At 73.6% G+C, this 9,348-nt stretch carries 12 protein-coding genes; 9 read left to right on the top strand and 3 right to left on the bottom strand.

What is annotated here, in order from left to right:
- Positions 1–24: 24 nt before the first annotated feature.
- The 8 genes from ITP53_RS51090 to ITP53_RS51055 all read left to right on the top strand — a co-directional run bounded on the left by ITP53_RS51090 (position 25) and on the right by ITP53_RS51055 (position 6,618).
- Positions 25–105, top strand: coding sequence for an SDR family oxidoreductase (locus tag ITP53_RS51090; protein WP_328818511.1), 81 nt, complete (start codon positions 25–27; stop codon positions 103–105).
- Positions 106–107: 2 nt separating this feature from the next.
- On the top strand, positions 108–1,466 hold the full coding sequence (locus tag ITP53_RS51085) for a lyase family protein (RefSeq protein ID WP_207757599.1): 1,359 nt from the start codon (positions 108–110) through the stop codon (positions 1,464–1,466).
- Positions 1,459–2,406, top strand: a complete 948-nt coding sequence (locus tag ITP53_RS51080) for a thiamine pyrophosphate-dependent dehydrogenase E1 component subunit alpha (protein WP_195902732.1) — start codon at positions 1,459–1,461, stop codon at positions 2,404–2,406. The genes ITP53_RS51085 and ITP53_RS51080 overlap by 8 nt, the downstream gene beginning before the upstream one ends.
- Entirely contained in the window at positions 2,399–3,382 is a 984-nt protein-coding gene (locus tag ITP53_RS51075; protein ID WP_195902731.1) for an alpha-ketoacid dehydrogenase subunit beta, read from the top strand. The genes ITP53_RS51080 and ITP53_RS51075 overlap by 8 nt, the downstream gene beginning before the upstream one ends.
- A gap of 48 nt (positions 3,383–3,430) precedes the next feature.
- Entirely contained in the window at positions 3,431–3,892 is a 462-nt protein-coding gene (locus tag ITP53_RS51070; RefSeq protein WP_195902730.1) for a VOC family protein, read from the top strand.
- A gap of 331 nt (positions 3,893–4,223) precedes the next feature.
- A complete protein-coding gene (locus ITP53_RS56650) occupies positions 4,224–4,529 on the top strand; it encodes an amidohydrolase family protein (RefSeq protein WP_407941403.1) in 306 nt (101 codons plus the stop codon).
- Positions 4,526–5,611 carry a Gfo/Idh/MocA family protein gene (locus tag ITP53_RS51060; RefSeq protein ID WP_195902729.1) on the top strand — a complete coding sequence of 362 codons (1,086 nt, stop codon included), beginning with the start codon at positions 4,526–4,528 and terminating at the stop codon, positions 5,609–5,611. Before ITP53_RS56650 ends, ITP53_RS51060 begins: the two co-directional genes overlap by 4 nt.
- Positions 5,608–6,618 (top strand): LacI family DNA-binding transcriptional regulator, encoded by a 1,011-nt coding sequence (locus ITP53_RS51055; RefSeq protein WP_195902728.1) that lies wholly within the window; start codon positions 5,608–5,610, stop codon positions 6,616–6,618. Before ITP53_RS51060 ends, ITP53_RS51055 begins: the two co-directional genes overlap by 4 nt.
- Positions 6,619–6,809: 191 nt before the next feature.
- On the opposite strand, the gene ITP53_RS51050 is transcribed toward ITP53_RS51055, so the two are convergent.
- Both ITP53_RS51050 and ITP53_RS51045 read right to left on the bottom strand, forming a co-directional pair.
- Complete coding sequence (locus ITP53_RS51050) at positions 6,810–7,211, bottom strand: RrF2 family transcriptional regulator (protein WP_195902727.1); 402 nt, start codon at positions 7,209–7,211, stop codon at positions 6,810–6,812.
- Positions 7,212–7,275: 64 nt separating this feature from the next.
- Positions 7,276–8,214 (bottom strand): sulfite exporter TauE/SafE family protein, encoded by a 939-nt coding sequence (locus ITP53_RS51045; RefSeq protein WP_195902726.1) that lies wholly within the window; start codon positions 8,212–8,214, stop codon positions 7,276–7,278.
- Between the two features lie 345 nt (positions 8,215–8,559).
- Between ITP53_RS51045 and ITP53_RS51040 the strand changes: the two genes are divergently transcribed.
- Positions 8,560–9,129: a histidine phosphatase family protein gene (locus ITP53_RS51040; RefSeq protein WP_195902725.1), complete on the top strand. Its 570-nt coding sequence runs from the start codon at positions 8,560–8,562 to the stop codon at positions 9,127–9,129.
- Here ITP53_RS51040 and ITP53_RS51035 read toward each other — a convergent pair.
- On the bottom strand, positions 9,126–9,348 hold a 223-nt coding region (locus ITP53_RS51035; protein WP_236052103.1), incomplete at its 5' end, for a hypothetical protein. The genes ITP53_RS51040 and ITP53_RS51035 overlap by 4 nt on opposite strands.

Below are 9,348 nucleotides of genomic sequence, written 5' to 3'. Positions count from 1 at the left end.
GGCTGGGGGTTGCTTGCGTCGGCGGTGCTGTTCCTGGCCAGTGACCTGGCGTCGTTCGTGACGGGACAGGCGTTGAACGTCGACGGCGGACTGGAGATGAACTGATCATGTCCACGCATATGCCCACTCATATCTCCAGGCAGACGTTCAAGTTGCTGCCCGAGTTGTTCGGTGACGCCGTGATGGGCGAGATCTTCTCGGCCGAGCGGAGTGTGCTCGGGTGGCTGCGCGCGGAGGCCGCGCTCGCGCAGGCCCAGGCCGAGGCCGGGATCCTCACGGCGGACGACGCGCGGGCTATCGCCGCCGCCTGCGTGCCCTCCGGCATCGACCTCGACCGACTGTGGGCCGAGGCGGTGAACGTGGGCTACCCCATCCTGCCGCTGGTCCGGATGATCGCGGCGGCGCTGCCCGACGGGCCCAACGGCCGCGTCCACTACGGCGCGACGACGCAGGACATCATGGACACCGGCGTGGCCCTGCAGATGGGCGAGGCGCTGGACCACCTGGCCGCGCTGCTCGGCTCGTTCGGCGACGCGGTGGCCAGGCACGCGGGCACGGTGGCCGCCGCGCGCACGCACGCCCAGCAGGCGGTGCCGACGACGTTCGGGGCGAAGATGGCGGTGCTGCTGGCGGAGCTGACGCGGCAGCGCGAGCGGATCGCGCTCACCGCCCGGAGGGTCAGGGTCGTGTCGCTGTTCGGCGCGGGCGGCACCTCGGCGGCGATGGGCGAGCGGTCCTCGGCGGTACGCGAGGGCGTGGCGCGCCGGCTGGGCCTGCGGACGACCGAGGTGCCCTGGCACGTGGCCAGAGACGGCGTCGCCGAGTTCGGCGTGACGTGCGCGAGCCTGGCGGCGACCGCGGCCCGCTTCGCCAGGGAGGTGGTGGACCTGTCGCGGACCGAGATCGGCGAGGTGCGCGAGGCGGGCGGCCACCACCGCGGCGCGTCCTCCACCATGCCGCAGAAGGCCAACCCGATCGGCTGCGAGGCCGTGATCGGCATGTCCGGCACGGCCGGCGCGCTCAGCTCGGGGCTGTTCCGCGCGATGGAGGCCGGTCACGAACGGGCGGCCGGCGAGTGGCAGGTGGAGTGGTACGTCGTCCCGCTGCTGGCCGAACTGGCCGCCGGCGCGCTGGCCACCGCCGCAGACGTCGCCGCCGGGCTGCGGGTCTACCCGGAGGCCATGCGGGCCAACCTGGACGCGGAGGACGGCCTGATCATGGCGGAGGCGTACATGATGCGCCTGGCCCCCGCTCTGGGCCGGGAGCGGGCGCACGACCTGGTCTACGAGGCGGCGCGCGAGGCACGCGAGAACGGTCGGTTGCTGGCCGACGCGCTGCGCGAGGTGGCCGGGCCCGGCGAGCTCGCGGGCCTGGGGGCGCTGCCGATCCCGCCCGAGTCCTACATCGGAGACGCCGAGGCGATCTGCGCCGCGGCCCTGGACGCCTGGAGGACGATCGATGAGTGAGAGACGGCTCGCGGATCTGCTGGCCATGTGGCGGATCCGCGCGTTCGAGGAGAAGGTGCGCGATCTGCGGGCCGAGGGCCCGATCGTCGGGTCCGTGCACTTGTGCGTCGGCCAGGAGGCCGTCCCGGTCGGCGCGTGCGACGCGCTGGAGCCGCGGGACGCGCTGTTCGCGACCTACCGCGGCCACGGCTGGGCGCTGGCCAGGGGCGTCCCCGCGGAGCCGCTGTTCGCCGAGCTGATGGGCCGGGCGACCGGCGTCAACGGCGGCCGGGGCGGCTCGGCGTACTTCACCGCCGCCGAGTACGGCTTCCACGGCGAGAACTCGATCGTGGGAGCCGGCGCGCCGATCGCCTGCGGGGCGGCACTGGCGGGCAGATTCGACGGGTCGGACCGGGCGGCCGTGTCGGTCTTCGGCGACGGCGCGATGAACCAGGGCGCGGTCCACGAGGCGATGAACTTCGCCGCCGCCTTCTCCCTGCCCGTGGTGTTCGTCTGCGAGAACAACCGCTACTCCGAGCTGACGCCGATCGCCGGCATGGTCCGCGACCCGCGCCTGGCCGGCCGGGCGGCCGCGTACGGCATGCCGGGCCACCGGATCGACGGCGACGACGCCGAGACGGTGCGTTTCCACGTGCGCGACGCGCTGGAGGTGGCCCGCGAGGGCGGCGGCCCGTCGCTGCTGGAGTGCATGACCGAGCGGCTGGCCGGCCACTACATCGGCGACGCCGAGACCTACCGGCGGCCCGGCGAGCTGGACCGGATCCGGCGCACCGAGCCGATCGCGCGGCTGCGGGCGAGCCTGCTCGCGGACGGCGTGCCCGCCGGGGACGTCGACGCGGTGGAGCGCACGGCGCGGGCCGAGATGGACGCCGCCGCCGCGGCGGCGCTGGCCGCCCCGCTCGCCGACCCCGCGACCGCGAGGGAGCACCTGTATGCCTGACCTGACGTACGGCGAGGCCGTGAACGCGGCCCTGCACCGGCTCATGGAAGAGCTGCCTGAGACCCTCGTGTACGGCGAGGACGTCGGCGTGCCCGGCGGCGTGTTCGGCGTGACCCGGGGGCTGCGCAAGCGGTTCGGCGACCGCGCGTTCGACACGCCGATCAGCGAGTCGGCGATCCTCGGCAGCGCGGTGGGCGCGGCGATGATGGGCCGCCGCCCGATCGTCGAGATCATGTGGGCCGACTTCTCCCTGGTCGCGCTGGACCAGATCGTCAATCAGGCGGCCAACGTCAGGTACGTGTCGGGCGGCCGGCTGACGGCCCCGCTGACGATCCGTACCCAGCAGGGCAACGCGCCGGGCGCGTGCGCGCAGCACTCGCAGTGCCTGGAGGCGCTGTTCCTGCACGTGCCGGGGCTGCGGGTGGCCATGCCGAGCACGCCGCAGGACGCCTACGACCTGCTGGTGACCGCCGTGCACGGCGACGACCCGGTGCTGGTGATCGAGAACCGCACGCTGTACCCCGGCGGCAAGGAGCGGGTCCGCGTGGGCGGGCCGGTCCAGCCGATGGGCGGGGCGCGGACCCGCCGTACGGGGTCCGATGTCACCGTCGTCGCCTGGGGCGCGATGACGTACCGGGTGCTGGAGGCGGCCGAGACGCTGGGCGGCGAGGGGATCGAGGCCGAGGTGCTGGAGACGCCGTGGCTCAACCCGTTCGACACCGAGGCCGTCCTGCGGAGCGCCGCCCGCACCCGCCGGCTCGCGGTCGTCCACGAGGCGAACCTCACCGGCGGTTTCGGCGCCGAGGTCGTCGCCCGCGTGGCCGGGGCGGGCGTGCCGCTGGCCGCGCCGCCGCTCAGGATCGGCACACCCGACGTCCGGATGCCCGCCGCACCGGTCCTGGCGCAGGCCCTGGTGCCGGACGCCGCCCGCATCACGGACGAGGTACGCGCCCTGGTCCGCAAGTCAGGCGATTGACCAGGCTGGGAGAACCATGAAGACAAGGGTCGGACAGGAGGCGTCGCGATGAGGGGCGTCTGGCACTTCTCCTTCACGGTCGCCGACCTCGACCGGTCCGTGGCGTTCTACCAGGGCCTGCTCGGGTTCACGCTGGTGCACCGGCAGGAGCAGGACAACGACTACACCAGGCGGCTCGTCGGCTACCCGGACGCCGTGCTGCGCGTCGCCCAGCTCGCCGTGCCGGGGCAGCCGCGCGGCGTCTCGACGCACGACCTGGAACTGGTGGAGTACGTACGGCCGCGTGGCGCGCCCCGCGACCAGGCCCGCCACCTGCCCGGCGCGGCGCACCTGGCGCTCACCGTCGAGGACGCGCGCGCCGAGCACGCCCGGCTGTCGGCGGCCGGCGTGACCTTCGTCAACCCGCCGGCCGAGATCACCGCCGGGGTGAACAAGGGCGGATACGCCTGCTACTTCCTCGACCCCGATGAGATCACCCTGGAGCTGGTGCAGCCCCCACCGGGGCTTTGACACCTTCGCCGGGTAGCTCTACTTTGTGCACGCTCAATCGATTGATCAAGGGAGGAGGGCTGGATGCCCGTCGTCGACGCCCACCAGCACTTCTGGAATCTGGAGACCGGGTCGTACCAGTGGCTGACGCCGGAGGACGGACCGATTTACCGCACGTTCGAGCCCGGGGAGCTCATCCCCCAGCTCGCCGCGGCGGGGGTGGAGCGGACGGTCCTGGTGCAGGCGGCGAACTCCTACGCCGACACCGACGCGATGCTCGCGCAGGCCGGCGCCCACGACTTCATCGGCGCGGTGGTGGGGTGGGTGCCGCTGGACCGGCCCGAGGAGGTCGCTGCTCGCCCGCGCGGCCGAGTGCCCCGGCGTGTACGCCAAGGTCTCCGGGCTGAACACGGCGGCCGACGCGGAGACGTGGACCGCCGGCGATCTGCGGCCCTACGTGGAGCACGCCCTCGAGGTCTTCGGCGCCGACCGGCTGATGTTCGGCAGCGACTGGCCGGTGGCGGTGCTGGCCGGCGACTACGCGAAGGTGTGGCGGGAGACGGGGGCGGTGCTGTCGGGCTTGTCTGATGCCGGCCGCGCCGCCGTACTCGGCGGCACCGCCGCCCTCTTCTACGGCATCCGGGAGGCCCAGGCATGATCGACGTTTTCGCGCCCATCGCGGCCGCGGCCGACCTGTCCATCCCGGCGGCGCACCGGCTGCCCGTGGCGGTCGTCGGCGCGGGGGCCATCGTGGACGTGGCGCACCTGCCCGCCTACCGTCGTGCCGGGCTGGAGGTGACCGGGCTGTTCGACCTCGACGCCGGGCGGGCCGCGGAGGTGGCCGCGCGGCACGGGGTGCCGGGGACGTACGGGTCGCTGGAGGAGCTGCTGGCCGACGAGCGAGTCGCCGTCGTGGACATCGCGGTCGCGCCCGCGGCACAGCCGGGCATCGCGCGGGCGGCGCTGGCGGCGGGCAAGCACCTGCTGTGCCAGAAGCCGTTCGCGCCCGACGTCGCGACCGGGCGGGAGATCGTCGAGCTGGCGGCGGCGCGCGGCCTGAAGGTGGCTGTGAACCAGCAGCTCCGCTTCGACGAGGGCATCGCCGCCGCCCGGGCCATGGTGCGCGCGGGCTGGATCGGCGAGCCGACGGCGATGACGTTCACCGTGAACATCCTGACCGACTGGAGCGCCTGGGACTGGCTCGTCACGACCGGCCGGCTGGAGATCGTCTACCACTCCATCCACTACCTGGACGCGATCCGGTCGATCCTGGGCGACCCTGAGACGGTCTTCTGCACCGGCAGCCGTACGCCCGGCCAGGTCGCCAAGGGCGAGACGCGGACGATGAGCACGCTGGTGTACCCGGGTGACGTGCGCGCGCTCGTCCACGCCACCCACGAGAACCGCACCGGCGACCAGGAGGCGTCCTTCCGCGTCGACGGGACCGAGGGCGCGATCAAGGGCACGCTGGGCCTCCTGTACGACTATCCGCACGGCCGCCCCGACACCCTCGCCGTGCACAGCAGGGCGCTGCCGACCGACGGCTGGCTGCCGTACCCCGTGACCACGCGGTGGCTGCCCGACGCGGTGGCCGGGCCGATGGGGTCGCTGCTGAGGGCGATCGCCGAGGGCGGCGAGCCGGAGACCTCCGGCGCCGACAACCTGGGCACCCTGCGCCTGCTCGACGCGCTCTACCGGTCGATGGACTCGGGCGAGAGCCGCCGTCTGGACGCGTCATGAAGCGCGACCGGGTCACGCTCACCGACGTCGCCGCGATCGCCAGGGTCGACAGGGCCGTCGTCTCCCGTGTGATCAACAAGGACCCCACGCTCAACATCCGGCCGGAGACGCGCGAGCGGGTGCTGGCGGCGATCGAGCAGCTCGGCTACCGGCCGAACGTCGCGGCGCGGAGCCTGCGCACGTCACGCGCTCACATGTTCGGGCTGTTCATCCCCGACTTCGCCAACCCCGTCTACGCCGAGATCATCAAGGGCGCCGAGGCGGAGGCGGCCGACCAGGGGTCCGTTCTGGTCACCGGCAGCGCCACGCGGGCCGGGCTCGGCGAGTACATGGACCGGCTCGGCCAGGGCCGCATCGACGGCCTGCTGCTGGCCGGCGCGCCGGACGAGGCGGGCCTCGCCGGGCAGCTCGACCGGGCGGGCATCCCATGGATCATGCTCAACCACCGTGGCAGGACCGTCCGCCGGTACGTCATCCTCGACGACGAACGGGCCGCCGCGCTCGCGGTCGAGCATCTCGTACGGCTCGGCCACCGCCGCGTCGCCCACCTCGCGGGCCCGTCCGGCGCGGACACCGCCACGCGCAGGTCGGCGGGATACTCGGCGGCGATGCGCGCGGCGGGCCTGCCCGAGGGCCCGATCGTGGCGGCCGGCTACACCCCGGCGGGCGGGGCCGCGGGGATGGCCCGGCTGCTGGCCGCGGGCGAACGGCCGACGGCGGTGTTCGTGGCCAACGTGGCCTCGGCCATCGGCGCCATGCAGGCCGTCCGCTCGGCGGGCCTGGAGATCCCCCGGCACGTCTCCATCGTCGCCGTGCACGACCTGGACCTGGCCGGCTACCTGTCCCCGGCCCTGACGACGGTACGCATGCCTCTGGCCGAGCTCGGCCGCCGCGGCGTGACCCTGCTGAGCGTTCTCAAACCGGACGAAACGGTGGCCGAGGTGCTGGACGGGCCGATCGAGCTGATCCCGCGCAGCTCCACCGCCCCGCCACCGGACCGTTCCTAGCCTCCGGCCACGCCACCGCCCCGCCACCGGACCGTTCCTAGCCTCCGGCCACGCCACCGCCCCGCCACCGGACCGTTCCTAGCCTCCGGCCACGCCACCGCCCCGCCACCGGACCGTTCCTGGGCTCCGGCCACTCCACGGCCCCTGCCACCAGACCGTTCCTGGGCTCTGGCCGCGCGTCGACCGGCGCGCTACAGCCTTTCCTGGAGGGGGCGTCCGCCGGAGGCGACCACGTCGGCGAGGGTGATCTCGCTCAGCAGGGCGTCCTCCTGGCGGCGCATCCTGGCCCAGAGCTCGGCCAGCGGCGCGGCGGCCTTCGGGAAGGGCCTGGTGGCCTGCTCGGCGCCCTCGGTCACGCGGACCACGTCGGCGAGCGCGATCTCCGCCGGGGGGCGGGCCAGCCAGTAGCCGCCGTCCGGGCCGCACTGGCTGTGGATGAGGCCGGCGCGGCGGAGCTGGAGCAGGATGTTGTCGCAGAAGCGCCGGGGAATGTCCTGCGACTCGGCGATCCGTTCCGCGGGCACCGGGCCGTCCGAGGCGGCGAGGGCGAGGATGGCGCCGAGCGCGTACTGGGTGCGTGCGGAGATTCTCATAGGCGTACGAGCGCCGCGGGCCCGGCTCTCCGTGTGAGAGCCGGGCCCGGCGTTGCGCGGGGCCTCAGGTGGAGGCCGTCTCCTCCTCCACGGTGCGGCGCTGGAGCTCGGTCTCGACCGCTTCGACCGACTCGTGGGCCTTGTCGCGGCGGTATTCGCGTACCGAGTAGGCGATGGCGGCCGCCCAGACGACGGCGATGAGCACGTACGTGATCGTCTGCGCGCCGCCGGAGGCGTCGATCCAGTCGCTGCGCAGCAGGGTCCGCACGTTGGTCAGCACGATGACACCGCCCACGGCCGAGCCGAGGATGCGCGGCGGGATGTGTCGGACGAGCCAGGCCGCGATGGGCGCCGCGATGACGCCGCCGAGCAGCAGGACGCCCACCCACGCGAAGTCGATGTTCTCCGAGCCGATGCCCACGAAGAAGCCGATGCTGGCGGCGATCGCGACCAGGAACTCGCTGGCGTCGATGGAGCCGATCACCTTGCGTGGGGCCAGGCGGCCGCTGGCCAGGATGGCGGGCGTGCCGACCGGGCCCCAGCCGCCTCCGCCCGTCGCGTCCACGAAGCCCGCGAGCAGCCCGAGGGGTGCCAGGAACCGCCGGCGGAGCGGCTTGCCCAGGTTGCCGCGCGGCAGCCCGAAGGCGGTGAAGCGGACCAGGATGTACGCGCCCAGGAGCAGCAGGATGATCGACATGATCGGTGCGGCGATCTCGGTGGACAGGCTCGACAGGAACGTGGCGCCGGCGAAGGCCCCGACGGCTCCCGGGATGCCGATCTTGGCGACGACCTTCCAGTCGACGTTGCCGAAGCGCCAGTGGGAGATGCCCGAGGCGAGCGTGGTGCCGATCTCGGCGAGGTGCACGGTGGCCGAGGCGGCGGCCGCATTGGTGCCGACGGCCAGCAGGAGCGTGGTCGAAGTGACGCCATAGGCCATGCCCAGGCTGCCATCGACTAGCTGGGCCGCGAATCCGACGAGCCCGAGCAGGATGAGCGCTCGCACGACCTCCCCTTTCCTGTCATTCCTACTTAATAAGTAGGGTTAGCATTCAACACTTCCGAGATCCAGTCAAGTCAGCCGGTTTCAGCCGGCCTTGCGTCTCGTACGGCCTCCGTCAGAAGATCCCCCTGTGCGTCACGTGATCCCGGCCGAACGGCTGACCCTGCGACCGTTCACGCCCGAGGACGTCCCGTGGGTCCATGAGGTCTCCTCGGCCCCCGCCCTTCAGCGAACGGCATCGCCGAGATCGGCTTCCGGGGTCGCCTGGGCCCGGCGCCTCTTCCATCGGGGCACCCGGGTCGACGCGTGGGCCGGCTCCCTGCTGAGCCCCGATGCCTCGGGGGCGCCGTGACGGTGTTCTACGTGGTGCAACACGCCGAGAAGGCACCGGACCCAGGCGACCCCGGTCTCACCGACCTCGGCCTCCGGCAGGCCGCCCGCACGGCCCTGTGGTTCCGGGACGCCGGGCTGACCGCGGTCTTCAGCAGCCCGATGCGGCGCGCACAGGCGACCGCCGAGGCCATCGCGGCGGTGGCCGGCCTCCCGGTCGTCACGGACGTACGCCTGCGCGAACGGATGAACTGGGACGGCGCCCAGCCGATCGGGGAGTTCCTGGCCGAGTGGGCCGCCTCGGTCCGTGACCGCTCCTTCGTCCCGCGCACCGGCGACTCCTCCGACCAGGCCGCCGCCAGGTTCCTGGCGTTCCTCCAGGACCACGCGGGGCAGGCCGGGCCGATCGCGGTGTGCACGCATGGCGGCGTCACGGTGGACCTCCTGCGTACGCTGGCCGGCGACCAGGCGCTGGACCCGCGCCTGCTCGCGGAGGGCGTCCCGGCCTGCGCGATCACCACACTCGACGGGCCTGCGGTCCGCGGCATCGCCTCGACCCGCCATCTGGAACCGCGGGCCGGCACCTAGTCAGCGTCGTGGCCGGCGTAGGCGACGGCGAGTTCGGCCACGGGCCGGTACGCCGCGATCCTGGCCGGCGTCCATCCGGCGGGTCCGGACGCCGTCTCGTCGGTGACGATGCGGTAGATCAGCGCACGGACCAGCATCTGCCCCCAGGCCGGCAGGTGCGACCACCGGGCCGCCAACGCGGGCGAAGCCCCGTGCCAGCACAGCGCGTCGGCGACCGCG

The sequence above is a fragment of the Nonomuraea cypriaca genome, assembly GCF_015645445.1.
Taxonomy (GTDB): domain Bacteria; phylum Actinomycetota; class Actinomycetes; order Streptosporangiales; family Streptosporangiaceae; genus Nonomuraea; species Nonomuraea cypriaca.
Note: the sequence above shows the minus strand (reverse complement) of the source record. Positions and strands in the feature narration are given on the sequence as shown.

What these genes read in the sequence shown, in the direction of transcription:
- ITP53_RS51055 (WP_195902728.1), top strand. Translation starts at nt 5,608, where the DNA reads ATGAAGCGCGACCGGGTCACGCTCACCGACGTCGCCGCGATCGCCAGG.
- ITP53_RS51050 (WP_195902727.1), bottom strand. Translation starts at nt 7,211, where the DNA reads ATGAGAATCTCCGCACGCACCCAGTACGCGCTCGGCGCCATCCTCGCC.
- ITP53_RS51075 (WP_195902731.1), top strand. Translation starts at nt 2,399, where the DNA reads ATGCCTGACCTGACGTACGGCGAGGCCGTGAACGCGGCCCTGCACCGG.
- ITP53_RS51085 (WP_207757599.1), top strand. Translation starts at nt 108, where the DNA reads ATGTCCACGCATATGCCCACTCATATCTCCAGGCAGACGTTCAAGTTG.
- ITP53_RS51080 (WP_195902732.1), top strand. Translation starts at nt 1,459, where the DNA reads ATGAGTGAGAGACGGCTCGCGGATCTGCTGGCCATGTGGCGGATCCGC.
- ITP53_RS51070 (WP_195902730.1), top strand. Translation starts at nt 3,431, where the DNA reads ATGAGGGGCGTCTGGCACTTCTCCTTCACGGTCGCCGACCTCGACCGG.
- ITP53_RS51060 (WP_195902729.1), top strand. Translation starts at nt 4,526, where the DNA reads ATGATCGACGTTTTCGCGCCCATCGCGGCCGCGGCCGACCTGTCCATC.